The organism is Frigoribacterium sp. PvP054 (genome assembly GCF_040547465.1).
GTDB lineage: Bacteria > Actinomycetota > Actinomycetes > Actinomycetales > Microbacteriaceae > Frigoribacterium.
Genome location: NZ_JBEPPU010000003.1, coordinates 266,382 through 291,358 on the forward strand (window position 1 = coordinate 266,382; position 24,977 = coordinate 291,358).

The 24,977-nt window shown below is 70.2% G+C and carries 19 protein-coding genes and 1 tRNA gene; 11 read left to right on the forward strand and 9 right to left on the reverse strand.

Going from position 1 to position 24,977, the window contains the following annotated elements; all coding sequences use genetic code 11:
* Positions 1-35: 35 nt before the first annotated feature.
* The 6 genes from ABID81_RS06895 to ABID81_RS06920 all read left to right on the forward strand — a co-directional run bounded on the left by ABID81_RS06895 (position 36) and on the right by ABID81_RS06920 (position 6,832).
* Positions 36-827 carry a Rossmann-like and DUF2520 domain-containing protein gene (locus tag ABID81_RS06895; RefSeq protein WP_354594099.1) on the forward strand — a complete coding sequence of 264 codons (792 nt, stop codon included), beginning with the start codon at positions 36-38 and terminating at the stop codon, positions 825-827.
* A 49-nt stretch (positions 828-876) separates the two neighbouring features.
* Positions 877-2,397, forward strand: a complete 1,521-nt coding sequence (gene lysS / locus ABID81_RS06900) for a lysine--tRNA ligase (RefSeq protein ID WP_354594065.1) — start codon at positions 877-879, stop codon at positions 2,395-2,397.
* 191 nt (positions 2,398-2,588) lie between these two features.
* Positions 2,589-2,798 carry a hypothetical protein gene (locus ABID81_RS06905; protein ID WP_354594066.1) on the forward strand — a complete coding sequence of 70 codons (210 nt, stop codon included), beginning with the start codon at positions 2,589-2,591 and terminating at the stop codon, positions 2,796-2,798.
* Positions 2,799-3,168: 370 nt separating this feature from the next.
* Positions 3,169-4,191, forward strand: coding sequence for a sigma-70 family RNA polymerase sigma factor (locus ABID81_RS06910; RefSeq protein ID WP_354594067.1), 1,023 nt, complete (start codon positions 3,169-3,171; stop codon positions 4,189-4,191).
* Positions 4,192-4,838: 647 nt separating this feature from the next.
* The gene (locus ABID81_RS06915; protein WP_354594068.1) at positions 4,839-5,558 is read left to right on the forward strand and encodes a putative endonuclease domain-containing protein; all 720 of its coding nucleotides are present in this window, start codon (positions 4,839-4,841) and stop codon (positions 5,556-5,558) included.
* 422 nt (positions 5,559-5,980) lie between these two features.
* On the forward strand, positions 5,981-6,832 hold the full coding sequence (locus tag ABID81_RS06920; protein ID WP_354594069.1) for a serine protein kinase RIO: 852 nt from the start codon (positions 5,981-5,983) through the stop codon (positions 6,830-6,832).
* Positions 6,833-7,019: 187 nt separating this feature from the next.
* Here ABID81_RS06920 and ABID81_RS06925 read toward each other — a convergent pair whose 3' ends face one another.
* Positions 7,020-8,018 carry an NAD(+)/NADH kinase gene (locus tag ABID81_RS06925; protein ID WP_354594070.1) on the reverse strand — a complete coding sequence of 333 codons (999 nt, stop codon included), beginning with the start codon at positions 8,016-8,018 and terminating at the stop codon, positions 7,020-7,022.
* Between the two features lie 195 nt (positions 8,019-8,213).
* Between ABID81_RS06925 and ABID81_RS06930 the strand changes: the two genes are divergently transcribed.
* Both ABID81_RS06930 and ABID81_RS06935 read left to right on the forward strand, forming a co-directional pair.
* On the forward strand, positions 8,214-10,703 hold the full coding sequence (locus ABID81_RS06930) for an ATP-dependent Clp protease ATP-binding subunit (RefSeq protein WP_354594071.1): 2,490 nt from the start codon (positions 8,214-8,216) through the stop codon (positions 10,701-10,703).
* A 185-nt stretch (positions 10,704-10,888) separates the two neighbouring features.
* Positions 10,889-11,512: an amino-acid N-acetyltransferase gene (locus ABID81_RS06935; protein ID WP_354594072.1), complete on the forward strand. Its 624-nt coding sequence runs from the start codon at positions 10,889-10,891 to the stop codon at positions 11,510-11,512.
* Between the two features lie 149 nt (positions 11,513-11,661).
* On the opposite strand, the gene ABID81_RS06940 is transcribed toward ABID81_RS06935, so the two are convergent.
* From ABID81_RS06940 to ABID81_RS06955, 4 genes are all read right to left on the reverse strand, one after another.
* The gene (locus ABID81_RS06940; protein ID WP_354594073.1) at positions 11,662-12,132 is read right to left on the reverse strand and encodes a dehydrogenase; all 471 of its coding nucleotides are present in this window, start codon (positions 12,130-12,132) and stop codon (positions 11,662-11,664) included.
* A gap of 14 nt (positions 12,133-12,146) precedes the next feature.
* Positions 12,147-12,839 (reverse strand): hypothetical protein, encoded by a 693-nt coding sequence (locus ABID81_RS06945; protein ID WP_354594074.1) that lies wholly within the window; start codon positions 12,837-12,839, stop codon positions 12,147-12,149.
* Between the two features lie 556 nt (positions 12,840-13,395).
* On the reverse strand, positions 13,396-14,760 hold the full coding sequence (radA, locus tag ABID81_RS06950; protein WP_354594075.1) for a DNA repair protein RadA: 1,365 nt from the start codon (positions 14,758-14,760) through the stop codon (positions 13,396-13,398).
* A 9-nt stretch (positions 14,761-14,769) separates the two neighbouring features.
* Entirely contained in the window at positions 14,770-15,660 is an 891-nt protein-coding gene (locus ABID81_RS06955; protein ID WP_354594076.1) for an SGNH/GDSL hydrolase family protein, read from the reverse strand.
* 137 nt (positions 15,661-15,797) lie between these two features.
* Between ABID81_RS06955 and ABID81_RS06960 the strand changes: the two genes are divergently transcribed.
* Both ABID81_RS06960 and ABID81_RS06965 read left to right on the forward strand, forming a co-directional pair.
* Positions 15,798-15,888: transfer RNA gene (locus ABID81_RS06960), tRNA-Ser, on the forward strand.
* An 856-nt stretch (positions 15,889-16,744) separates the two neighbouring features.
* The gene (locus ABID81_RS06965) at positions 16,745-18,982 is read left to right on the forward strand and encodes a protein kinase domain-containing protein (RefSeq protein ID WP_354594077.1); all 2,238 of its coding nucleotides are present in this window, start codon (positions 16,745-16,747) and stop codon (positions 18,980-18,982) included.
* 345 nt (positions 18,983-19,327) lie between these two features.
* Here ABID81_RS06965 and ABID81_RS06970 read toward each other — a convergent pair whose 3' ends face one another.
* A complete protein-coding gene (locus tag ABID81_RS06970) occupies positions 19,328-19,492 on the reverse strand; it encodes a hypothetical protein (RefSeq protein WP_354594078.1) in 165 nt (54 codons plus the stop codon).
* A gap of 197 nt (positions 19,493-19,689) precedes the next feature.
* On the opposite strand from ABID81_RS06970, the gene ABID81_RS06975 reads away from it, so the two are divergent.
* Positions 19,690-20,094: a four-helix bundle copper-binding protein gene (locus ABID81_RS06975; RefSeq protein ID WP_354594079.1), complete on the forward strand. Its 405-nt coding sequence runs from the start codon at positions 19,690-19,692 to the stop codon at positions 20,092-20,094.
* Positions 20,095-20,135: 41 nt separating this feature from the next.
* Here the strand turns inward: ABID81_RS06975 and ABID81_RS06980 are convergent, their stop codons facing one another.
* The 3 genes from ABID81_RS06980 to ABID81_RS06990 all read right to left on the reverse strand — a co-directional run bounded on the left by ABID81_RS06980 (position 20,136) and on the right by ABID81_RS06990 (position 24,976).
* On the reverse strand, positions 20,136-20,720 hold the full coding sequence (locus ABID81_RS06980) for a DUF1349 domain-containing protein (RefSeq protein WP_354594080.1): 585 nt from the start codon (positions 20,718-20,720) through the stop codon (positions 20,136-20,138).
* Positions 20,721-20,920: 200 nt separating this feature from the next.
* Positions 20,921-24,049: a glycoside hydrolase family 38 N-terminal domain-containing protein gene (locus ABID81_RS06985; RefSeq protein WP_354594081.1), complete on the reverse strand. Its 3,129-nt coding sequence runs from the start codon at positions 24,047-24,049 to the stop codon at positions 20,921-20,923.
* A gap of 108 nt (positions 24,050-24,157) precedes the next feature.
* A complete protein-coding gene (locus ABID81_RS06990) occupies positions 24,158-24,976 on the reverse strand; it encodes a carbohydrate ABC transporter permease (RefSeq protein ID WP_354594082.1) in 819 nt (272 codons plus the stop codon).
* Position 24,977: the final 1 nt, after the last annotated feature.

The window sequence follows — 24,977 nt, forward strand, 5'->3', positions numbered from 1 at the left end:
CCGACCCCCGGCGCGACGACCCCCGGCGCGACGACCTGCGCGACAGCGACCCCCGCTCGGCCCCGCGGGGCGACCGACGCAGCGGCCGCCTGGGCGTCGGCATCGTCGGAGCCGGTCGGGTCGGCCCGGTGCTCGGTGCCGCGCTCGCCGCCGCCGGGCACGCGATCGTCGGCATCTCGGCCGTGTCCGAGCGCAGCCGCGACCGGGCCGAGGCGATCCTGCCGGGCGTGCCCGTGCTGACCGTCCCCGAGATCGTCGAGCGGTCCGAGCTCGTGCTGCTCGCGGTGCCCGACGACCAGCTCGCCGACCTCGTGCAGGGCCTGGCCGCGACGGGCACCTGGCAGCCGGGCCAGCTCGTCGTGCACACCTCGCCCCGTCACGGGCTCGAGGTGCTGCGGCCCGCGCTCGCCGCGGGGGCGATCCCGCTCGCGATCCACCCGGCCCTCGCCTTCACCGGCACGACCATCGACCTCGTGCGGTTGCGCGACGCCTGGTGCGCCGTCACCGCCCCGACCCCCGTGCAGCCGATCGGGCAGGCGCTCGTCGTCGAGATGGGCGCCGAGCCCGTCGTCGTCGCCGAGGCCGACCGGGAGCGCTACGCCGAGGCGATCGCGACCGCCACCGAGTTCTCGGCCGCGATCGTCCAGCAGTCGGTCGGACTGCTGACCGAGCTGGGACTGCCCGAGCCCGGTCGCCTGCTCGCCCCGCTGATGCGATCGGCCATGGACGCCGCCCTCGGCCAGGCCGGTGGCTCGGCCGGTCCCGGTACCATCGACATGGCCTCGTTCGACGACGGCCCCACCGCGTTCGGTGACCCGCGCGCCTGACCCGGCCCGCGCCTCCCGCCCCCTCCACCACCCCAGGAGCACCTGACACATGACCGCCGCGCCCGATCCGACCACCACCCCCGACGACGAGGCCGCCGCCGCCGCCCGCGAGGCGTCGGAGCAGAAGCAGGTGCGGCTCGACAAGCGCGCCCGCCTGCTCGAGTCCGGTGTCGAGGCGTACCCGGTCGGCGTGCCGATCACCGACACCATCGGCGCCGTGCGGGCCCGGCACGCCGAGCTCGAGACCGACAGCCGGTCGGGCGACGTCGTCGGACTGGCCGGCCGCGTCGTGCACGCCCGCAACACGGGCAAGCTCTGCTTCGCCGCGCTCCAGGCGGGCGACGGCAGCCGCATCCAGGCCATGGTCTCGCTCGCCGAGGTGGGCGAGCAGCGCCTCGCCGACTGGAAGGAGCTGGTCGACCTGGGCGACCACGTCTTCGTGAAGGGCGAGGTCGTCTCGTCGCGTCGCGGCGAGCTGTCGATCATGGTGTCGGAGTGGTCGATCGCGGCCAAGGCCATCCTGCCGTTGCCGAACCTGCACTCCGAGCTGAGCGAAGAGACGCGCGTGCGCCAGCGCTACCTCGACCTCATCGTGCGCGACCAGGCCCGCGCCACCGTGCGCGCCCGGGCGGCGGCGGTCTCGTCGCTGCGGCGCACCTTCGACTCGTACGAGTACCTCGAGGTCGAGACGCCCATGCTCCAGACGATGCACGGCGGTGCCGCGGCGAGGCCGTTCCAGACGCACAGCAACGCCTTCGACACCGAGCTGTACCTGCGCATCGCGCCCGAGCTGTTCCTCAAGCGTGCCGTCGTGGGCGGCATCGACCGCGTCTTCGAGATCAACCGCAACTTCCGCAACGAGGGCGCCGACTCGACGCACTCGCCCGAGTTCGCGATGGTCGAGGCGTACCAGGCGTACGGCGACTACGACCAGATGGCCCGCCTGACGCAAGAGCTCGTGCAGAACGCCGCGACGGCGGTCGCCGGGTCGCACCTCGTCACCCTGGCCGACGGCACCGAGTACGACCTCGGCGGCGAGTGGGCGCGCGTGCCGATGTACGAGTCGCTCAGCGAGGCCGCGGGCGTCGAGGTCACGCCGTCGAGCACCGTGGCCGACCTGCAGGCGCTGGCCGCCACGGTCGACCTCGTCGTGCCGCACGAGACCCACGGCAAGCTCGTCGAAGAGCTCTGGGAGCACTTCGTCAAGCCGTCGCTGGACCGCCCGACCTTCGTCGTGGACTTCCCCGTCGACACGAGCCCGCTCGTCCGCCAGCACCGGTCGAAGCCCGGCGTCGTCGAGAAGTGGGACCTCTACGTCCGCGGCTTCGAGCTCGCCACGGCGTACTCCGAGCTGGTCGACCCGGTCATCCAGCGCGAGCGCTTCGTCGAGCAGGCCGCCCTGTCGGCCCGCGGCGACGCCGAGGCCATGCGCCTCGACGACGACTTCCTCACCGCCCTCGAGCACGGCATGCCGCCGAGCGGTGGCATGGGCATGGGCATCGACCGCCTGCTGATGGCGATCACCGGCCTCGGCATCCGCGAGACGATCCTCTTCCCGCTCGTCAAGTAGTCCTTCGCGGTCGTCCCTCACGGGCGACCGCCTCGAGGGCAGGAGGCGCGGTGCCGGTCGGGCACCGCGCCTCCGTCGTCGGGGCGCCTCCGTGGTCTCGGCCTGGCCGTCGCCGTCGTCGGGCGCTTCCGTCGTCTCGGCGTCGAGAGGTGCCCGTGGTGTTCCCCAGCCGGGCGACGTACCCTGGTCGGGTGCCTGAGTCCCTCGCCGGAGCCATCGTCTTCTCCGTGACGCCCACCATCGTCGTGGGCCTCATCTTCTGGTTCATCGTCCGGGCACTGCTGCGCTCCGACCGCACCGAGCGTGCCGTCTACGCCAAGGTCGAGGCCGAAGAGCGCGCCAAGGCCGAGGCCGACGAGCGCGACGAGTCGCGTCGCGCCGCCGACCGCAGCGCGGTCTAGCCCCCGACTCCTCGCCGGGGCGCGTCGCTGACGCGAACTCCGTCGCGTGACGGCACCGCGCCTCCCGGGCTCGCGGTGCCGTCGTGCGGACCCCGGCAGATCTGGCGCCGAGTTTCCGGTGAGCAACCTGAGAATGTGTACCCCCGGCGTGATAGCGGCCACCTACACCCGAATCGAGCTGCTGTCAAAGGACCTTCGCACCCGTACCCCGTTGCTGTCGAAACCCTGGACGTGCGCTCCGAGATGCATCGCGAGAGGCTGTCCCGGCTTCTGGCGGGACGGTGCCACCCGCCAGACTTTGAGTACGCCGAAGAGCTTCACGAACTAATCGACGCGACATCAGGTCAGTACTTCGAGCAGGGAGAGAACGATGACGACCACTTCCGTCACCACGCGCAACACCACCACGGCCACCGACGACACCGAGGTCGAGGTCCTGTCACAGGTCCGCGGGGCCTCCACCGACCAGGTAGGCGACTACCTCCGCCACATCGGTCGCATGCCGCTGCTCGACGCAGCGGAAGAGACCGAGATCGCCCGCCGCATCGAGGTCGGCCTCTTCGCCGGCGAGAAGCTCAAAGAGCTGCAGGCGGCCGACGCGGTCAAGAAGAACCGCACCAAGGCCCACGCCGAGACGATGCGCGACCTGCGCTGGCTGCAGCACGACGGCGAGCGTGCGAAGGACCGCATGATCACCGCGAACCTCCGCCTCGTCGTCAGCATCGCCAAGCGCTACACGCAGCGCGGCCTGCCCTTCATGGACGTCATCCAAGAGGGCAACCTCGGCCTCGTCCGCGCCGTCGAGAAGTTCGACTACACGCAGGGCTACAAGTTCTCGACCTACGCCACCTGGTGGATCCGCCAGGCGATCGCCCGCGGCCTGGCCGACAAGGCCCGTGCCATCCGCATCCCGGTGCACACGGTCGAGCGCATCAACCGCATCTCGCGGGCCGAGCGCGACCTCACCGTCGACCTGGGCCGTGCGCCCACGGTCGAGGAGGTCGCCGAAGAGGTCGCCATGGAGGTCGCCGACCTCGTCGAGCTCAAGTCGCGCTCGCACGAGCCGGTGTCGATCCACACCGTCGTCGGCGACGCGGAGGACAGCGAGCTGGGCGACTTCATCGAGGACGAGGAGACCCCCTCGCCCACGCAGGCCACCGAGAGCTCGCTGCTCAACCGCGACATGCACGCCCTCGTGGCGACGCTGCCCGAGGACGAGGCCCGCGTGATCCGCATGCGCTTCGGCCTCGACGACGACCAGCCGATGACCCTCGACGAGATCTCGAAGCGCGTCCACTCGTCGCGCCAGGCCGTCTCGCGCGTCGAGAGCCGCGCGCGCCTCCGCATGTTCGCGAAGGCCGTCAGCCAGGACCTCCAGCTCTACCTGCAGTAGGCCTCGGTCGGCGTCCGTCGCCGAAGCAGCACCACGTCAGGGCCGCCGCCCGGGATCACCCGGGTGGCGGCCCGTCGTCGTGCCCGGGCTCGTCTCGTCCTGGTCCGTCGAGTGGTGGGGGGGCGGGCCGGCCCCCCCCCCCCCCCCCCCCCCCCCCCCCCCCCCCCCCCCCGCGCGGGGGGGGCCCCCCCGGCCCCCGCCCCCCCGGCGCGGGCGGCGGGGGCAGGGGCCCGGCCGGCGGGGGGGGGGGCCGGGGGGGGGGGCGGGGGCGGGGCGGGGGGGGGGCGGCGGGGGGCCCCCCCCCCCCGCGGCCCCCCCCCCCCCCGCCCCCCCCCCCACCACTCGACCTCGCGGTCGCAGGCTGGACGACTCGTCCACATCGCGCGAGGCGGTGCGGTCGTGCAAAGGCGACGTCGAGAGAGGAGGCGCGGGCCGGTTGCCGCCGCCAAGGTCGGGTCATGCCCCGGATCGCCGTCCCCCGCCACCTCGAGCAACCCTTCTCCGTCGCGCCGGGCAGGGCCGCGGGTCTCGGGCCCGAGAGGATGCGGGGGCCGGACCTCGTGCGACCCCACCACGGGGTGAGGGCCGCCGCGGACGGGGACCGGGTCGGCACCGTCCGTGACAGGGCCCGGCGCCTCATGCCGGTCATGGTCGACGGGTGGTACTTCTCCCACGTCACGGCCCTGGCGCTCTGGGGGCTGCCCGTCCCAGGCCGGGTGGACCGGGGTCGCGAACCGCTGCACGTCAGCAGCGCGACGGGTCGCAGTGTTCGTCGCCCCGCCGTCGTCGGCCATCGTGCTGCTCCGGTGCCGCTGCGTCTCGTCGACGGGCTCCCGGTCGCCGAGCCGATCTCGGCTTGGGTGCGTTCGGGCCAGCTCATGGGCCTCGACGACCTCGTCAGGACCGGTGATGCCCTGGCGGGGTCGTGGCCACCCCTGCCCGAGGCGCGACGCCGACGACTCGGCGACCTCGACCGAGCGATCCTCGAGGTCGGACGAGCTCGGGGCATCACGAGCGTGCGAGAAGCTCGAGCGCTGATCCGACCCGGGGTCGAGTCGCCGAAGGAGACCGAGCTCCGCCTCCTCTTGATCCGTGCGGGGCTTCCGGAACCCGAGATCAACACCCGGACGCACGACGTCCGCGGACGCTACCTCGGCAAGCCCGACCTCCGGTACGCCTGGTGCAAGCTCGCCATCGAGTACGAGGGCGACGAACACCGGCGTGACCCCTGGCGGTTCCGGCAGGACATCCTGCGCCGTGAGAGGTTCGCCGATGCCGGTTGGCGCACGGTCCGATGCACGGACGACGACCTGCGCGGGCGTCGGGCCGACGAACGCGTCGACCGTGTCCGTCGCCTGCTGTCATGACACGCGTCACGAGCCGCACGTCTCGCTCTGCGGCGGTCGAGTGGTCCCGAATCGTCCTTCGGAGCCGCCCGAACGACGATTCGGGACCACTCGAGCGACATCGACGAGCGACATCGACGAGCGACTACTGGCCGTCGACAGGGGAGGCGCGGGGCGGTACCGTGGGCGGAGCCAGGCACCCGGTGGCCCGGCCACGAGACACAGGTCACGAGAGACGGGCCGCGAGCGACACGTCGCGCGAGCCGCACGAGAGGGGTGATGAGCATGACTGCCGTCGACGCACGCCACGCGTACCCCACTCACCCCGAGACCCTCCGCCCGTAGTCGGCACCGCCTCGTCGCGGCCCCGTCACCGGAAGGCGACGGCGCGCGCACCCGCGTGCCCCGGCCGGGCAGGTCTCACGCTTCCCCTGGAGCACAGCTTGACCTTCTCCGACGACTTCGTCGTACCCACCTTCTCCACCGTCGACCCCGACGTCGACGCCGACCAGCGCTGGTCCACCTGGCCGGCCGCCACCCCCACCGAGCGAGGGCCCCGACCCTGGCCCGCGTGGGTCGTCACCTCCGCCGCCGCGATCGACACCGAGCTCGGCGTCGTCAAGACCGGCAAGGAGGCCGACGTCCACCTGATCGACCGAGCCGTGCCGGCCGACGTCGTGCTGGGCCCCGGGGACGGTGCCCGCGCCTCCTCGCTCGCCGCGAAGCGGTACCGGGGCGCCGAGCAGAGCGACTTCCACCGCTCGTCCGAGTACCGCGAGGGCCGACGCGTCCGCAACACCCGCGACGGTCGGGCGATGGCCCGCGGCTCACGGCACGGCCGACGCGTACAGGCCGGGCTCTGGGCCGCGGCCGAGTTCGACGCGCTGAGCCGCCTGCACTCCCTCGGCGTCGCGGTGCCGTACCCGGTGCAGATCAGCGGCACCGAGATCCTCATGGAGTTCGTCGGCCACGGCGCCGAGGCCGCCCCGCGGCTCGCGCAGGTCGGGGCGGACGGGGCCGAGCTGTGGCCGCTGTTCGAGCAGGTGCACGAGATCGTGCTCGGGTTCGCCCGGGCCGGCTTCGCGCACGGCGACCTCTCGCCGTACAACCTGCTCGTCCACGACGGCCGGGTCGTCGCCATCGACGTGCCCCAGCTCGTCGACGTCGCCAGCAACCCCAACGGAGTCGACCTGCTCGAGCGCGACTGCCGGAACGTCTGCGCCTGGTTCGCCCGACGCGGGTTCGTCCGCGACCCCGAGCAGGTGTTCGCCGAGGCACTGGGCGAGGTGTTCTAGCCGCGGACCGCAGGGGCTGCCGGGGCCGCCGGGGCCGCCGGGGCCGCCGGGGCCGGCAGGCCCGGCGGGGCTCGCACGACGGCGGCAGACCCTGGGAGGCGCGGTGCGCGAGCGTCGCGCACCGCGCCTCCTACGGGCCGGCGGGCGGCGGGGGGCCGGGCCGGGCCGGGGTCTGCGTGCGGGCGCGTCAGCGCAGGGGACTGATGCCGGTGACGGAGGTGTCGTCGTCGTGCACGACCCCGGCGATGCCGCCCGCGCGTTCGGCGCGCTCGCGGAAGCGGGCCCGGACGTCGGTCGGCACGAGCTCGAGGAGTTGGTCCTCGCGCAGCGGCAGGTCGAGCAGGCTGAGCTTGAGGCGGCCCTTGCGGCCGTGCCGGTCGGCGTCGAGGCGGATGACCTGGCCCGCGTCGCGCCGCAGCACGAGCGTGATCAGGCAGCCCTCGCTGACGTCGGCGACGACGCGGCCGTCGACCTCGAGGGCCGCCGAGTGCGTGCCCCCGCCGATCTCGAAGCGCAGCCGCTCGCGCGGGCCGAGCACCACCGAGCGGTCGATGCCGGACATCGGCGCCACCGGCGTGACGACGACGGCCGCGATGGCGGGCGACAGGATGGGCCCGCCCGCGGCGTAGTTGTAGGCCGTCGACCCGGCGGGCGTCGCCGCGACGATCGCGTCGGCCTTGTAGTAGCCGTAGGGCGTCTCGTCGAACACCAGGTCGGCCGTGACGACGCCCTCGCCCGGGCGACGGGCGACCGAGGCGTCGTTGAAGGCGAGGTAGGTGTTCTCGAAGCCGGTCGCGGTGTGCGTGACCTCGAGGGCGTGGTGCGGTTCGAGCGAGAACTGCTTGTCGCCGATGCGGTCGAGGGCCTCGGGCAGGTCGCGCGGCTCGACCTCGACCAGGAAGCCCACGTTGCCGTAGTTGACGCCGAGCACGGGCACGGGGCGCTCGGCCACGAGGCGCATGGCCCCGAGCATCGTGCCGTCGCCGCCCAACGCGACGACGACCGAGACGCGGTCCCGGAACGCCTGCTCGTCGACCAGCTCGACGCCCTCGCCCACGCGCGCGGCGTCCGGGGTCATCGCGAGCAGGTGCGCCTGCGACCGGGTCGTCCAGTCGCGGATGATGGCGACGCTGTCGAGCACCGACTTGGTGGGGTGCGGAACGAGACCGACCGTGAACTTGCCCATGTGCGCGAGGCTAGCCGCCGCCCCTGTCAGCGTGCCCCGTCAGCCCGCCTGCGCACTGCTCTATGCCCCCAGCGAACAGGGGCAGATTAAGCCGCGGGCCCTGGTTACTCTCTCTGTAAACCGGTGCCGTACCCTGCGGGCGCCAGATGCACATTCGGTGGCGACAACCACCCCGCCACCTAGGGAGCAAAGAAGATGTTCGAGAGATTCACCGACCGTGCCCGTCGCGTCGTCGTCCTCGCCCAAGAAGAGGCGAAGATGCTCAACCACAACTACATCGGCACCGAGCACATCCTGCTCGGCCTCATCCACGAGGGCGAAGGCGTCGCCGCCAAGGCCCTCGAGTCGCTGGGCATCTCGCTCGACGCGGTGCGCGAGCAGGTGCAAGACATCATCGGCCAGGGCCAGCAGCAGCCGACCGGCCACATCCCCTTCACGCCCCGGGCGAAGAAGGTCCTCGAGCTGAGCCTCCGCGAGGCGCTGCAGCTCGGCCACAACTACATCGGCACCGAGCACATCCTGCTCGGCCTCATCCGCGAGGGTGAGGGTGTCGCCGCCCAGGTGCTCGTGAAGCTCGGCGCAGACCTCAACCGGGTCCGCCAGCAGGTCATCCAGCTCCTCTCCGGCTACCAGGGGAAAGAGGCGGTGGCCGTGGGCGGCGAACAGACCCAGGGCGCGCAGGGCGGCAGCCAGGTGCTCGACCAGTTCGGTCGCAACCTGACGCAGGCCGCGCGCGACAACAAGCTCGACCCGGTCATCGGGCGCGAGAAAGAGATGGAGCGGGTCATGCAGATCCTCTCCCGTCGCTCGAAGAACAACCCCGTGCTGATCGGCGAGCCCGGCGTCGGCAAGACCGCCGTCGTCGAGGGCCTGGCGCAGGCGATCGTCAAGGGCGAGGTGCCCGAGACGCTGAAGGACAAGCAGCTCTACTCGCTCGACCTCGGTTCGCTCATCGCCGGCAGCCGCTACCGCGGTGACTTCGAGGAGCGCCTGAAGAAGGTCACCAAAGAGATCCGCACGCGCGGCGACATCATCGTCTTCATCGACGAGATCCACACCCTCGTGGGTGCGGGTGCCGCCGAGGGCGCGATCGACGCCGCGTCGATCCTCAAGCCGCTGCTCGCCCGTGGTGAGCTGCAGACGATCGGTGCGACCACGCTCGACGAGTACCGCAAGCACTTCGAGAAGGACGCCGCCCTCGAGCGTCGCTTCCAGTCCGTCCAGGTCAACGAGCCCTCGCTGCCGCACGCGATCAACATCCTCAAGGGGCTGCGCGACAAGTACGAGGCGTTCCACAAGGTGTCCATCACCGACGGCGCCATCGTCGCGGCGGCGAACCTCGCCGACCGCTACGTCAGCGACCGCTTCCTGCCCGACAAGGCCATCGACCTGATCGACGAGGCCGGCGCCCGCCTGCGCCTGTCGATCCTGTCCGCGCCGCCCGAGCTGCGCGAGTTCGACGAGCGCATCGCCGGCGTCCGCGGTCAGAAAGAGGGCGCGATCGAAGACCAGGACTTCGAGAAGGCCGCTTCGCTCCGCGACGAGGAGAAGAAGCTGCTCGGTGAGCGCCTCCGTCTCGAGAAGCAGTGGCGTTCGGGCGAGGCCGGTGCCGGTGGCACGGTCGACGAGGGCATCATCGCCGAGGTGCTGGCTCAGGCCACGGGCATCCCGGTCTTCAAGCTCACCGAAGAAGAGACCTCGCGCCTCGTCTTCATGGAGAAGGCCCTGCACCAGCGCGTCATCGGTCAGGAGCAGGCCATCGCGGCCCTCTCGAAGACCATCCGTCGCACGCGTGCCGGCCTGAAGGACCCCAAGCGTCCCTCCGGTTCGTTCATCTTCGCCGGGCCCACGGGCGTCGGCAAGACCGAGCTGGCCAAGGCGCTCGCCGAGTTCCTGTTCGACGACGAGGGCGCGCTGATCTCGCTCGACATGTCCGAGTACGGCGAGAAGCACACCGTCTCGCGGCTGTTCGGTGCCCCTCCCGGGTTCGTCGGCTTCGAAGAGGGCGGCCAGCTGACCGAGAAGGTCCGCCGCAAGCCGTTCTCGGTGGTGCTGTTCGACGAGATCGAGAAGGCCCACCCCGACATCTTCAACTCGCTGTTGCAGGTGCTCGAAGAAGGTCGTCTCACCGACGGTCAGGGTCGCGTCGTCGACTTCAAGAACACGGTCATCATCATGACGACCAACCTCGGCACGAAAGACATCACGGGTGGTCCCGTGGGCTTCCAGATCGAGGGCGACACGGCCACCTCGTACGACCGCATGCGTTCGAAGGTCACCGAAGAGCTCAAGAAGCACTTCAAGCCCGAGTTCTTGAACCGCGTCGACGAGACGATCGTGTTCCCGCAGCTCAACCAAGAAGAGCTGCTGCAGATCGTCGACCTGTTCATCAAGCGCCTGTCCGACCGTCTGCTCGACCGCGACATGACGGCCGTGCTCTCGCAGTCCGCGAAGGAGCGCCTCATCGAGATCGGGTTCGACCCGTCGCTCGGTGCCCGCCCGCTGCGTCGTGCGATCCAGCAGCAGGTCGAGGACCGCCTGTCCGAGCGCATCCTGCAGGGTGAGCTCAACGCGGGCGACCACGTCCAGGTCGACTTCGTCGACGGTGAGTTCACCTTCGCCACCTCGCGTCAGCCGGGTCGCGAAGAAGTCCTCGTGGGCGACGCTCCCGAGCTCGAGAGCTGAGGCACCAGCACCACAGCGACACCGAACGACAGCAACACCGAAGGAGGCGCGGGTCGCCTTCGACGCCCGGGGCGGTCCCTCAGCAGAGGGGCCGCCCTTCGGCGTACCCGGGGCCGGGTCGCCACCGCGTCGCTAGGCTGGGCGGCGACCCGCGCCTCCTCGGGTCGTGTGCTTGAGGGAGCCTGATGTCTGACGCCGCCGACGCGACGACCGGTGCCGATGCGACGGGCGGTCTCGGCCGACCGGGCCGCGTCGACCCGCAGGGCGCCGCCGACCGGCACGGCGCCGCCGACCGGCACGGCATCACGGTGCGTGACGCCGTCGTGAGCGACGTGCCGCACATCCAGCGGCTGTGCGAGCCGTTCGTGCAGAAGCGCATCCTGCTGGGCAAGGACCTCGTGACGCTGTACGGCGACGTGCAGGAGTTCCAGATCGCGGTCGGGCCCGACGGGGTGCCGATCGGCTGCGGCGCGCTGCACGTCATGTGGGACGACCTCGCCGAGGTGCGCACGCTCGCCCTAGACCCGGCGTGGATCCGCAAGGGGGTCGGGCACCGCCTGCTCGAGTCGCTCGAGGGGGCGGCTCGCCGGCTCGAGATCGGCCGGCTGTTCTGCCTGACCTTCGAGGTCGACTTCTTCGAGAAGCACGGGTACCTCAACGTCGGCGACGAGGGGCTCGTGCCCCCGGACGTCTACGGCGAGCTGGTCCGCTCGACCGACGAGGGCGTCGCGGAGTTCCTCGACCTGGCACGCGTCAAGCCGAACACGCTCGGCAACTCGCGCATGCTCAAGGCGCTGCCCGCCCTGTAGTCGTTCCGGCTGGGCTCGGGCCTGACCACGGGCTCACTCACGTCCACCGTGGCCGGTCGAGTGGTCCCGGATCGTTCTTCGCCCGGCTGGGAGGGACGATTCGGGACCACTGGACCCGCGCCTCCTGGGCTCTGGGCCAGGAAGCGGCGCTAGCCGAGGGCCTTGAGGAGGTCGTCGGGGTTGGCGGCCATGGTGTGCGGGCCGGCGATGTCGAAGAAGACCTGCTCGATGACGTCGAGGTGGGCCTCGAGGAACGCCCGGAGCGACAGGGCGTCGTAGAGCATGACCTGGCGGTTCGGGTCGTCGGGCACCATCGCGGCGTAGGTCTCGTCGGACGAGAAGAGCAGCAGGATGCGCTTGTCGGTGTTCTCGCGGCCGAAGACGCGCACCTGGTCGCCTTCGTCGGGCAGGGCGCCGTCGTCGGGGCCGCCGGTCGAGGGGGCGTCGGTCGGGTCGATCGGCAGCACGAGCTTCGGCACCACGACGACGTCGTGACGGAGGGCGAAGGCGACGGCGGCGGCGTCCTGGGCGGCGAGGGCGTGCTCGAGGGACTCGGAGCGGAAGGTGCCGTTGCGGTCGGCCGGATCGACGGGGTCGGAGGAGGGGGTGGCTGCGTTCACGTGGTGGGTCACTGTCAGTTCAGGATCATCTGGGCGGTGTCGGCGGACGTGATGTCGCCGACCGAGACGGAGAGCCGGTAGGTGGCGCCGCCCGCGGTGACGGGGGTGCGCGAGGTCGACTCGCAGGTCTCGGCGGACGAGCGGGTTCGGTCCCAGGCGATGGCGGGGGTGCTGAGGGTCTGGCCGGCGGTGAGCGTGACGACCTGGTTGGTGCCGTTGACCTGGCAGTCCTTCGACGACCAGTACTGCTCTTCGCCGCTCGAGACGACGAGCGTCTGCTGCGCCGAGCCCAGGTCGATCGAGCAGTCGGAGCGGCCCGAGTTGGTGATCGTCATCGAGATCTGCGGCAGCTCGGTGGCGGCGTAGGTCGTCTTGTCGGTGACCGGCTTGAGGTCGATGTCGCGGGTCGAGCAGGTCGGGGCGTCGGAGGCGCCGGCCGCGGCATCGTCGGTCGCGTCGTCGGACGGGTCGGTGGTGGCGTCGGCCGCGGGGGCGGTCTCGCTGGGCGCGGGCGAGGGGGTGGCCGCGTCGCCTGCGGGTGCGGAGGTCGTCGCGGCGGCACCGGGTTCTGCCGAGCCCGATCCGGGGCGGACGACGATCAACACGATGATGACCACGACCGCGATCAGACCGAGCGCGAGCACCGCGCGACGACGCCAGTAGACCGAGGGCGGTTGCGGCCCGACCGGGTTCTTGAACGTCGACATGGGCACAGGTTAAGGGCCGGTCAGGGGGTTGGCCGGGACCACCGCGGCGTGTGGGCTGAGAATCCGCGTGGAGCGGGGTGCACTCGTCCACGGGGTCGCCGACCCGGGCGTACCCCGGTGGGTGGGGACGGGTGGGGCCGGCGGTGCGGGGTCGGCCCGGTGGTGCGGGGTCGGCCTGGCGCTGCAGGGTCGGCCGACGGCGCGGTGCGGGGCGCGGTGGCCGAGTGGGCAGGAGGTGCGCTTCACGTCCGCGGGAGGAGCATCTCCCGCCCCCTCGCGCCCGGGACTCGTGCCGGGGCGCGACCAGACTCTTGGAGGCGCGGGTCGAGTGGTCCCGAATCGTCGTTCGGGTGCGCCGGAAGGACGCTCAGGGACCACTCGACAGGCTGGTGCTCGTGGACGCGGGGTGCAGGCGTCGAGCGGGAAGAAGGTGCTCGTCGGGTACGAGGGAGGAGCATCCTCTGCCCACTCGCGCCCGGTGTCGTCCGTGCCGGACCGTGCGACCGGCCCCGGCCCCGACCTCAGTCCCGGGTCAGGAGGCGCGGGTCGCCTCGGCCTAGAAGGCCCGGTCGAGCTCGCGGTCGCGTTCGGACCCCGCGGCGCTGAACGCCCGGCGGAGCGCTTCGCGCAGGTTGCCCGCCTCGGCGTCGACGAGCTGGGTGAAGCCGAGGCGTCGGGCTTCGGAGGCGCGTTGCTTGGGGGAGGAGACGGGTCGGATCTCGCCGGCGAGGCTGATCTCGCCGACGGCGGCCATCGTCTGGGGGAAGGGCTTCTCGCGGCTGGCGCTCGCGAGGGCGAGCGCGATGGCGAGGTCGGCGCCGGGTTCTGTGATCTTGATGCCTCCGACGGTGCTGACGTAGACGTCGGCGTCGCCGAGGCGGATGCCGGCGCGGCGTTCGAGCACGGCGAGCAGCATGGCGACGCGCGAGGAGTCGACGCCGTTGACGACGCGGCGGGGTTGGGGTGTCGAGCTGGCGACGATGAGCGCCTGGACCTCGACGGGCAGGGCGCGGCGGCCTTCCATCGCGACGGTGATGCAGGTGCCACTGACGGGGGTGCCGTTGCGTGACATGAAGAGGCCGCTGGGGTCGGCGACCTCGGCGATGCCGTCGCCGGTCATCTCGAAGCAGCCGACCTCGTCGGTGGGGCCGAAGCGGTTCTTGTGGGCGCGGATGAAGCGGAGAGCGGTCTGGCGGTCGCCCTCGAACTGGCAGACGACGTCGACGAGGTGTTCGAGTAGGCGGGGCCCGGCGATGGTGCCGTCTTTGGTGACGTGGCCGACGAGCAGCACGGGCAGGTTGCGGTCCTTGCTGACGCGGATGAGGGTCGAGGCGACCTCGCGCACCTGGGAGGTGCCGCCGGCGATGCCGTCGATGGTCGAGGACGAGACGGTCTGCACCGAGTCGACGATGACGAGTTGGGGGTCGACCTGGTCGATCTGGCCGAGGATGACCGAGAGGTCGACCTCGGCGGCGAGGAAGAGGTTGTCGTGCATGGCTCCGGTGCGTTGGGCGCGAAGGCGGACCTGCGAGGCGCTCTCTTCGGCGGTGACGTAGAGGACGCGGGCGCCGGTGGCCGCGGCGCGTGAGGCGACCTCGAGCAGCAGGGTGGACTTGCCGACGCCGGGTTCGCCGCTGAGCAGGATGGCCGCGCCGGGGACGATGCCGCCGCCGAGCACGCGGTCGAACTCGGCGATGCCGCTCGGCCAGTAGGCGACGCTGTTGGCCTCGACCTGGGTGATGGGTCGGGCGACGCGGTCGCCCTCCACGCGAACCGATGCTGTGCCCCGGGCGCTGACGAGGGCCGAGGTGACGTCGACCACGGTGCCCCACTGCTGGCACTCGCCGCAGCGGCCGGCCCACTTGAGCGATGTCCACCCGCACTCGGTGCAGCGGAACGGGGGAGTGGTGGGGCGGGCCATGTGGTCAGCCTAGGAGGCGCCTCCGACATCCGAGGAGGCGTTCGTCGGGGACGTGGCCGCGCCTCCTGTGGCGCCCGTCGCGGACGCGGCGGCCGTGTGCGCGGCGACGGCTTCGGCCTCACGTGCTTCGTGGGCTGAGGCGGCGTCGTCGGCTGCGATGCGGGCGAGGCGGGCGGCGACGGCGGGTTCGAAGGCGGAGGCCCAGACGCGGTAGCCGCGGTCGTTGGGGTGGAAGAGGTCGCCGGCCGAGTTGCGGTAGGTGCGGAAGAAGCCCTGCTTGCGGGTGGTCTCGTAGAGCGGGGCGACGGTGAGGCCGAACTCGCCGGCGACGCGGCGGACGATGGCGTTGGCCTCGACGAGCTTCTTCTCACGGTCGGGAATCCACATGGCGGGCAGGTCGCCGACGATGGCGTGCGAGGGCAGGGCGCCGTAGATGACGCGGAGGTTCTTCTCGAACGACTCGGGGTTGAACTGGATGATGTCGTTCGCGCCGATGGCGACGGTGACGACGTCGGGTTCGTACTTCTCGAACTTCGGCAGTTGGTCTTTGCGGCAGAGCCAGGTGGTCGAGCCGCTGACGCTGAGGTTGACGACGCGGAGCGACGTGTGGCTCTGGCGGCGCATGAAGGCGGAGAGCCGGCCGACGTAGCTGCGGGCCGGGCTCGAGGCGCCGATGCCCTGCGCCGCGGAGTCGCCCATCGCGACGTAGAGCAGCTTGCCCTTGCGGTCGAAGCGGTCGCGCCACCAGGCGGAGTGGACGGGCAGCAGGGCGTTCAGGTCGGCGGCGGCCGCGTTGCGGCGCTGCATGAAGCGGGTGACGCCGGCGCCGGCGGCGGCCGTGGTGGCGAGGGTGACGCCGACGCCCGAGACGAAGGCGAGGACGGTGTGGCGTGGGGGCATGGGCCGAGGTTACGCCGGGCTCCGATGCCCGTTCCGGGCGTGCGTGCACCCTGTGCACAACCCCGAGGAGGCGCGCGCCTGTGGGCGACGCATCCCCCGGTTTCGTCCCTGCCGCCGGATGTACTAAACTCATCCTCGGTACCGTGTCCGAGCGGCCGAAGGATCATGTCTCGAAAACATGTGTGGGGGTTAACTCCACCGTGGGTTCAAATCCCACCGGTACCGCCATAGAAAACCCCTGGTCATCCAGGGGTTTTCTCTTTCCTTGAGGAAGATGTGGCGCACGCGTCGTGCGAAAAAGCCATAAGGCACTCACCTCTTGGAGGGGAATGAGGCGTGTTCCATGCGGCTGACGACCACAGCCGTTGCTCCGAAAGCAGCCGCCCTAGGTGCCACTTGCATTTTTTAGGCCCGCTTCAACTTCCATCTCGTCTGAGATGAACAAGCACCCGGACCCCAGGTCTTAGCTGTGCAGATTAATCGCCGCATTGGCGAGGTGAGCGTTGTTTTAGTGACGTTGGAATTGAGGGTTTGCGCGCCATCTGAATAACGCCTACTTGGAGAAGCCAAGCACCCGGCAGGTCACCGCGATCGGGATTCGATCGGCGGCAAGATCAAAGACCATCGGGAACATTGTGTGGGGAGTGGCACCTGCGACAGATACGCCGCCGCTATCCCCAATGTCTGATTTCTGAATCGAGCAGCCGGATGCGTTTCTTAGCCTTGTGAAGCTCCGCAGCGTCGGCCTGAGTCACGCCGGGTTTGACAGCGTCCTCGACGTCGGCGACTTTCAGCTAGCACTGCAGGTACGACTCCGAGATGCTGAATGATTTCGCGATTCGATTCATCGGGGCTTCGGCCAGGCGAGCGACCGCGACGACGTCTTGACGGCACTCCATCGGGAACGCTTTGGGCGCGCTAAGCATCTTCCCGGGAGAACCAAAATCCTCACAGCTCCTGAGTCAACCGAACCGATAGCAGTCATGGAAGGCCGCGAAGGGTCTTCCGCCCCACGGTCGCTTGTTGGCGCAGAATCACCCCCTCGGGCGAGGGACAAATACTGAGCGAGTGTTACTTTTCTGCGATGGGGAATACGCAGCGTCGCGCGGTAATCATCGGAATCAATGAATACGAGAATGCAAACCGGCTCGCCGGCTGCGTTAGAGATGCGAGGGAGCTGGCGGAAGTGCTGAGCCTGGAGGAGTACGGCTACGAATCAGCGCTCTTGGTCGACGAGGGCGCGACGCGTCGGGATTGCCTTGTAGAGCTTTGGGACGCAGCCGAGACGGATGGCGCTTCGCTCATCATCTATTTCGCCGGACACGGGGGGCTTCACGGGAAATCGGGCTACCTGCACACGTATGACGGTGTGGCTCGCGACCCTGGCATCGATCTGCAAACCATAGCCGAAATATCAGCAGTCGCCTCAGGGCACTATGACCATGTTCTGACGATCCTTGACGCCTGCCATTCGGGTGCGGGGGATACCTGGTCTGGACATTCCCCATTGACTGCGTCCGCCGTGAGCGCGGCCATTCAATCGGTGAATTCGAGCCGGTTGCTGCTTGCAGCCTGCCGACCGGAGCAGGTTGCTTTCGAAACCTCTGGGCCTGACGTCCACGGCGAATTCACGAGGGTGCTTTTGGACGCCTTGATGGGTGATGCTGTTGATTTCGACGGAAACGTCACTGCCCACACGCTCTTCGACGTGGTCACGGGACGCATGGACACTCAGCGTCAAACGCCCGTGTTTAAGGGGGATTCCGCCGGTTCTGTTGTATTAGGCCGAGGTTTTGAGCCGCGAATTGGTGAGCCCCTCAGGCCGCAGGCGACAGCGGCTCTTCTCGCAAAAGGCGAGCAATTCCTCGATGAGTATCAACTGTTGCAGTCTGAGGAGCTCTCCAGATTGGACAGGCGTCGGAACGGCGGCCTTGACGCTTGTGCTCGCTCCTTGGCGCAAATCATCCACTGGTTTGACGACGTCGAGATCAGTCAACCCGATGTAAAGCGGGAGTCCGAGTGGAAGGGATTTCGGCGGTCGCTCACTAATCATCAGGCAGCCTTATCGGCCATAGATGTGGGCGACACTCTCCCACTCGGGCGCGTGGCAAGCAAGGTTGGCGCCGGCGGCTTCGGGCAGGTCTGGGAACTCGAGTCGCAGGGCGCGACCCGCTTAGCGTTCAAGGCATTTCACGGGTCAGAATTGACAGACGGGGAAAAGCCACAGCGGTTCCGGAATGGATACCGTTCCATGAAAAAGCTTGACCATCCTCGTATCGTCAGCGTGCACGAGTTGATCGAAGCCCCGCTCGGCTTCTCAATGGATTACATCAATGGTGCCGACCTCAGTAATGCGTTCGTGGATCGCACCGACGGCGGAAGGGTTCTCAGTCTTTGCTTTGAGATCGCGGACACGGTGCGCTTTGCTCACGACGCCGGAATTATCCACCGCGACATCAAGCCGGAGAACGTCATTCTTGCTTGGGACGACGAGACGCAGGACACCGTCCCGCACCTGACAGACTTCGACCTCGCTTACATTCAGACCAACAGGACAGTTACTAAGGCCGCAGTCGGTGGCGTCGTCCACTACGCCGCTCCTGAACAGTTCTACTCAAGCGGGCCCTCGTCTCGCGCACACACCGTAGACGTCTATGGGCTCGGGCAACTGATCTTTTTCCTTTATGTAGCTTCCGATCCCTCCGCAGACAGGCCCGAGCAGAATATGGAACGCTTTGCCCGAGCGGTCGCCTCCCTGCATACGCAGACATCGGCGGCGCTAATCATTGAGCTGTACAGAAGCTGTAGCCAGTACAAGCCGGAGGATCGTCCACAAAGTCTTGAGGAGGTCTGCACCGTCCTCACGAGTGCACGGGTCGCACACAATGCCTCTTCGTCCGTCGCAGAGCTCTCGGAATCAGACGTTTGTCGCGAGGTTGCTTTTGTCTACGCCGGGCACGGCGCGTTCTCCGAAGACGGTGAGAATGGAATCTTTATGACCAGTCGCGCAGGAACGCTGACCGTGCAGCTGCGGGCCAGAGGGGTTCCTGCTCAGGGGCGGGTTGACTTTTCCATGACTCTCGACGCGACGCAGTCTCTGGGCGTAAGTGGCACATCGAGTGGCGCGCAGGGGCGGCTGGTGGTCAACCAGCGCTTAGACAGGCGTCTACAAAAGTTCGAGAAGGTCACTCGAACCCCAGGGACTTCCGGCTACTTCCAGACGCATCTGCACATCATGGATAGGCCACTGAATTCTGCTGGGGTGGCGGAGCTTGTTGAAGTGCTGTCCGCTGCAATAGGGGCGATTGAGCAGGTGGATTAGATTGGCGATAGGGCCTCCCTTTGCTAATGCGCCGTGTCCGGCCCGAGTTCTTCGCCATCTTGCAACCTCGTGCCCTCATGCTCATTTGGTGCAATTTGTGCAGGAGTGTCTATAAGCACAAGGGAGCATGCGCGTCTAAGCGCCGTCTTTCTCCTCTAGGAGTATGGGCTGGAAGCAGCGGCCTCTCGCCTGTCGGTTGTCGCAGATGGCTACAAATTCCACCCGTTCCGCCAGAGCGAAAGCCCTGAGAACCCCGTCTTGACAGGGGGCTCGGGGCTTTTGTCCTGTCGAGTAGATCGCGCCGTCACGCCGCTTCGCGGGGTTTCAATGAGTCGCCTCCCGATCTCAGAGGACGGCGTAGGCGATGGTGGCGGCCGCGACGACGCCGGCCATGCAGAACGTCACGAGCGTACGACGAGACAGGGAGCGCTCCGCGCGGATGTCCCTCACCGCGAGCACGATGGCCACGACGGCGATGACGACCATCACGCCGACTCCGAGGAGGATCACGACTCTCATCATCACTCGTCGACCGTAGCGGAGGGCCCGAGGCGTCGCTCGGACACGTCCCGTCCTCGCGGGTATCAGGCGGCTCGGTCGCTGCGCTCTTGGCCGCAAAACGTGGGGCCGCGACCCCCTCCACCCCGGCGGGGCCATCATGGGCGGCGAACCACCGCCCCCACCCGACACCCCGCAGGAGGACCGCCATGACCACCACGACCGCCATGCTCGACAGCAACCCCAAGGAGTTCGGCGCCCTCGACCGCGGCGCCCTCGCCACCGCCATCGACGCCGCCTCTGAGTGTGCTCGTACCTGCGCGGCCTGCGCCGACGCCTGCCTCTCCGAGGACATGCTCGCCGAGCTGACCGACTGCATCCGCACCGACCTGAACTGCTCCGACGTGTGCGCGACCACCGCCTCCGTCCTCGCGCGCGCCACCCCGGCGACCGCGGACGTCACCCGCGCCGTCGTCGAGGCCTGCCTCGTCGCGTGCCGTGCGTGCGCCGACGAGTGCGCCCAGCACGCCGACATGCACGACCACTGCCGAATCTGCGCCGACGCCTGCCGCCGCTGCATCGACGCCTGCACCGCCCTGCTCGAGACCCTCTGACGCGAGGAAGGGCGCCTGGATCGTCGGCGAGGCGCTGGCGGTCAGTCCTCGGGGTGCAGGCTCGCGTCCGCCTCGGTCGAGCGCCACGAGGTGAAGTGGACGGTGAGGTCGGCGCGCGAGGGGGCGCAGCAGAACGGGCCGGCGCTGACATCGGCGTCCGGGGCGAGCGGGGCGACCCGGACGAGACGCCAGGGCTCGTCGTCGACCCGCGCCCGGACGGTGAGCGCGTCGCCCGAGCGGCTGGCGCGGATCGTCACGGTGCGGCCCGCCCAGTCCACGGGGGAGAGCGACCAGTCCGACTGGCCCCGCGTCACCACGGCCCCGAGGCTCTGCTCACCGTCGCTCAGCTCGACTCCGGCCTTGACCCAGGTCTCGGGGTCGACCGAGACGAAGATGCCGGCCTGGTCGAACTGCGCCGAGAAGTCGAGCACGAACGAGACCTCCATCGCGGTGCCCTGTTCGAAGGGCGCCACCAGGGCGTGCTCGGTGTCGTGCACGAAGCCGTACGACGTGATGCGCCAGGCGTCGCTGCCCTCCGCCGCCGTCACGCGCAGGCCGTCGTCGGCCACGTCGACCGCGGTCGGCTCGGTGGTCCAGGTGCCGGTGGTCCAGGGGATGTCGGTCATGCCACCATCCTGCCGCGTCCGAGGAGGTGCGGTGCCGGTCGGACGCGCACCGCGCCTCCTGCGGTGTGGGCGCCCCGCGTGGCACCGCCGAGTGGACGTCGCGCCGCCGAATGCGACGGTGCGACGTCCACTCGGCGGTGCGACGCGAGACCCGCCCGCGCCGCGCCCCGCCCCGCGCCCCGCCCTGCGCGCGCCCGGCCTCAGCCCCGCCGCACCCGCACGCCGACCGACTCGTACGGCCGCAGCTCGACCGCGACCGTGGACCCCCGCAGCTCGAGCGGCCCGGTCCTGTCACCGAGGAAGGTCGTGCGCTCGACCGACGCCACGTCGACGCCGAAGCCCAGCGTGACCGTCATGGCCACGTCGGCGACCGACTGCAGCTGCACCAGCGACGACGCCTCGCCGTCCGACACCACCGCGACCAGCCGCACCCGGTCGTCGTCGAGCGTCAGCAGCTCGACCGAGGCGCGCTCGTCGACCCCCGACCGGCCGGCCGGCACCGACGTCAGCGGCCGCACCAGGTCGGCCGTCGTCGCCAGGGCGACCGCCTCGACGGCCTGACCCGGACGGGACCGCACACCGACGGCGTACTCGAAGGTCGCGTCGAAGCCCTGCTCGATCGGGAAGTTCGTGTCCCACACGTTGTTGTGCACCCACGAGTACACCGTCGCCGCGCCCACCGGGCTCGTGCTCGCCGGGAACGGCGCGTACGGCAGGCTGATCGTGCCCGGCATGACCAGCGGGGCGTCCTTCGTGACCCAGGCCACCGCCTCCGGACCGTCCTCGACCGTCACCCAGTGGCGGATCGCCCGCATGTGTTGCGGCGCACCGGGCACGTGCGACAGCCCGGTGCCCGTCACCCCGCCCGACACCTCGTACCGCACCGAGGGCTCGGCGGCCGCGAACGGGAACGCGAAGAACGCGGACTCCTTCGTGCGGGTGACCGGCTTCGTCAGCCGGTTCGCGATCAGGAGGCGCGGCTCGCCGTGGCGCAGACGGAGCGTCACGCGGACCTCGTCCACGCCCACCGCCGCGAACGACCAGACCAGCCGCTCCTCGACGGCGTCCGTGACCCGCTCGACCAGCACGGCCGCCCCGCCCGTGGAGCGCGACGCGAGCAGCTCGAGCCGGTCCGAGCTCCACAGCTTGTTCGCCAGGTGGTTCACGCCCGCCCCCGACGAGCCGTACTCGTCGTAGACGTAGGCGTTGAAGCCGGTCGGCGCACCCGCGTCGACGAGCTCGCGCCCGGTGGCGAGCTCGACCAGCGAGCTGATCGCCGACGTCCGCGGGTCGACCCGCACCCGCAGGTACTCGTTCTCGAGCGTGAAGAGCTCGGCGGCCGACGTCGTCAGGGCGGGGTGCACGACCGGCTCGTCCGGCGCCGCGTCCGCCGCCACGACGTCGACGCGGACGAACCCCCACGCCGGCACGTCGCGCACCTGCGCCGTCACCCACCGGCCGGACTCGCGGTGCAGGACGTTCGACTGCGCGTCCTCGACGTGGGGCAGGTCGTCACCGCTGCGACCGTCGCGCAGGGCGATCGCGTCGGCCAGCGGCACCGTCGACTCCTTCAGCAGGAACCGCACGGCACCCGTCCTCGTCGCCCCCGACGCGTTCGCCACGACGATGCTCGTCAGCGCGCCGTCGGCGGCCCGGACCGCCCCGGCCAGGTAGACGAGCGCGTGTTCCTCGAGGTCGCGGCCGCGCTGGTGGGCCGCGATGCCCTGGCCGACCTTCCACTGCCACTGGCGCTCGCCGGAGTCGTAGCCCTCATCACCGTGGGTCCACGAGTTGCTCGCCCCCCAGGTGTGCTCGTTGAACATCGAGATCGCGTCGTAGACCCGGTCGGCGTCCGCCGTCTCGGTCGGCACGGCCGACCCGCCGAGCCACGCGGCCGCCTGCGAGAACGAGCGCGCGTCGCTGACCGACGCCTGCGCCTCCCGGGTCAGGGCCAGCGGCACCGCACCCGAGCCGACGCCCTCGACCCACCAGTCGCCCCAGTCGCCCTCGACCGTGACGAGGTCGTCGCCGTGTCGTGCCTCGGCCTCGGCGAAGAAGTCCTCGTTCGTCGAGACCCGCAGCTGCGGCGACGTCCAGGTCTCGTTCCAGCGTCGGACGGTCTCGGCCAGGTGCAGGCGGGCCGGGCCGTTGTCGCCCATGAAGCCCTGCGTGCGCAGGTGCAGGACGTCCCACGGATAGCCGGGCCGCCCCTCCGCCTCCTCGCCGTGCGCCCCGAACACCCCGGGAGGGAACGGGTAGCCGCGCGTGGCGAGGGCGGTGAGGTAGGCCGGCAGGTACGTCTCGGCGACCTCGTAGTCCTCGGTGAGGCCGACCATCGGGCCCTCCATGTAGGCGAGGCCGTGCGGGCTGTCGGTCATCCAGACGATCACCGACCCGCCGGCGGGCGTCCGCCAGCGGAACATCCGCGGCAGGTCGAGCGCGCCGTTCGTGTGCGGCATCGACCGGCCGGCCCAGTTGTGCGCGACCGCCAGGTACTTGACGCCCACCTCTTGCAGGGCGTCGGGCAGGCCGGCGACCTGCCCGGGTACGTCGGTCTGCATCGCGGTCGTGAAGTCGATGCCGTGCTCGTCGCGGATGCGCCGCGCCTCGCGCAGCAGCTGGTGCAGCTCTTCGGTCGAGCAGGTGTCGGTGTGCAGGTTGTAGGGCAGCGCGCTCAGGCCGACCCGCCCCTCCTTGACCAGGCGCACGAACTCGGCGACGGTGGCCGCGGGGCGGTGGCGCTCCCAGTCGGCGAAGGCCCAGAGGGCCTCGACGTTCCAGCGGAACCGGGCGGCGTCGGGCCAGTCGTCGGTCGCCGCGGCGAGCTCGACGACCGAGTCGAGGTACGACCGCTGCGACGAGATGACGTTCGTCTGGGGGTCGGTGTAGCCGAAGTCGAAGTGCGAGTGGTGGACGACGTGCACGTGCCAGTCGCGCTGCGGCTCGAGCGTGACGTCGATCGCCTCGACGGCCGGGTCCGACCCGAGGCCGGGCAGGTGCAGCCGCACCTCGGTCGGTGCGTCGACCTCGCGGACCAGGAGGCGCACCGACAGCTCGTCGGGAGCCGCCGGCCGGGCGACCACCAGTTCGGCCCCGTCCGCCCCCGTGATGGAGACGCGGTCGAGTGCGGCCAGGTCGGACTCGTCGTCGACGAGGAGGCGCAGGGCCTGCGTGGCGACGCCGTCGACCGTGGTCTTCAGCGGTTCGGGCAGCACGCGGACGCGCACCCCGCCGACGGTGGCCGTCACGGCGGTGGCCCGGTCGAGCAGGCCGGCACGGGCCTCGAGGTGGGACCAGGGCTGGGCGGAGACGAGGGCGGCTTCGGTCATCGGGGTGGTTCTCCAGACGGTGGTGCGGGGCGAGCGGTGAGGTGGTCGGAGCAGGGGAGGCGCGGTGCGGGAGGCGCGGTGCCGGTCCCGCGGACGACGGTGCGCGGGTCAGGCCGTCGGGTTCAGCCCCCGCGCGAAGAAGCGCTGGAACGAGAAGAACACGATGATCGTCGGCAGCGACGCGACCAGGGCCCCGGCGAGGGCCACCGGCGGGCCGTACGTCGAGTAGTTGCCGGTGAGGTCGGCGAGGGTCGCCATGACGGGGCGGATGTTCGAGCTCGACGACAGGGTCAGGCCGAAGAGCAGGTCGTTCCAGATCCAGGTGAACTGGAACACGAAGGCCGCCATCAGCGCGCTCGTCGACAGGGGCAGGTGCACCTGGAAGAACATGCGCGCCCAGCCGGCGCCGTCGAGCGACGCCGCCTCGCGGACCTCGGTCGGCAGGCCCGTCATGTGGCCCCGCACGACGAAGAAGGCGAACGGGATCGTCAGGGCGACGTAGACGAGCAGCATGCCGTACTGCGTGTCGAACAGCGACGCCGCGGCGTAGCCGGTGAACAGCGGCGAGAGGAACGCCTGCAGCGGCAGGATCGTGCCGACGTAGATCACCCAGAACCACAGCGTCGGCCGCTTGAGCGGCATGATCGTCACCGCGAACGAGGCCAGCGAGGCGATGAACACGGCGGCCCCGGCCCCGACGACCGAGTACAGCAGGCTGTTGAGCATGCCCTGGCCGACGTTCGCGTTCTCGAACGCCGTGCGGATGTTGGTGAACAGCGAGAGCGAGGTCGGCCACCACGAGGGCGTGCCCGAGTACTCGCTGCTCAGCGTGAAGGCGTTCACGACGAGCAGCCACGAGGGGATCAGCCAGATCAGGGAGGTGACGGCGAGCACGAGGCCGAGCAGGCGGCGGGAGGTCTTGGTCATC

What these genes read in the sequence shown, in the direction of transcription:
- ABID81_RS06910 (WP_354594067.1), top strand. Translation starts at nt 3,169, where the DNA reads ATGACGACCACTTCCGTCACCACGCGCAACACCACCACGGCCACCGAC.
- ABID81_RS06955 (WP_354594076.1), bottom strand. Translation starts at nt 15,660, where the DNA reads ATGCCCCCACGCCACACCGTCCTCGCCTTCGTCTCGGGCGTCGGCGTC.
- ABID81_RS06930 (WP_354594071.1), top strand. Translation starts at nt 8,214, where the DNA reads ATGTTCGAGAGATTCACCGACCGTGCCCGTCGCGTCGTCGTCCTCGCC.
- ABID81_RS06980 (WP_354594080.1), bottom strand. Translation starts at nt 20,720, where the DNA reads ATGACCGACATCCCCTGGACCACCGGCACCTGGACCACCGAGCCGACC.
- lysS (WP_354594065.1), top strand. Translation starts at nt 877, where the DNA reads ATGACCGCCGCGCCCGATCCGACCACCACCCCCGACGACGAGGCCGCC.
- radA (WP_354594075.1), bottom strand. Translation starts at nt 14,760, where the DNA reads ATGGCCCGCCCCACCACTCCCCCGTTCCGCTGCACCGAGTGCGGGTGG.
- ABID81_RS06945 (WP_354594074.1), bottom strand. Translation starts at nt 12,839, where the DNA reads ATGTCGACGTTCAAGAACCCGGTCGGGCCGCAACCGCCCTCGGTCTAC.
- ABID81_RS06990 (WP_354594082.1), bottom strand. Translation starts at nt 24,976, where the DNA reads ATGACCAAGACCTCCCGCCGCCTGCTCGGCCTCGTGCTCGCCGTCACC.
- ABID81_RS06935 (WP_354594072.1), top strand. Translation starts at nt 10,889, where the DNA reads ATGTCTGACGCCGCCGACGCGACGACCGGTGCCGATGCGACGGGCGGT.
- ABID81_RS06985 (WP_354594081.1), bottom strand. Translation starts at nt 24,049, where the DNA reads ATGACCGAAGCCGCCCTCGTCTCCGCCCAGCCCTGGTCCCACCTCGAG.
- ABID81_RS06925 (WP_354594070.1), bottom strand. Translation starts at nt 8,018, where the DNA reads ATGGGCAAGTTCACGGTCGGTCTCGTTCCGCACCCCACCAAGTCGGTG.
- ABID81_RS06975 (WP_354594079.1), top strand. Translation starts at nt 19,690, where the DNA reads ATGACCACCACGACCGCCATGCTCGACAGCAACCCCAAGGAGTTCGGC.
- ABID81_RS06915 (WP_354594068.1), top strand. Translation starts at nt 4,839, where the DNA reads ATGGTCGACGGGTGGTACTTCTCCCACGTCACGGCCCTGGCGCTCTGG.
- ABID81_RS06965 (WP_354594077.1), top strand. Translation starts at nt 16,745, where the DNA reads ATGGGGAATACGCAGCGTCGCGCGGTAATCATCGGAATCAATGAATAC.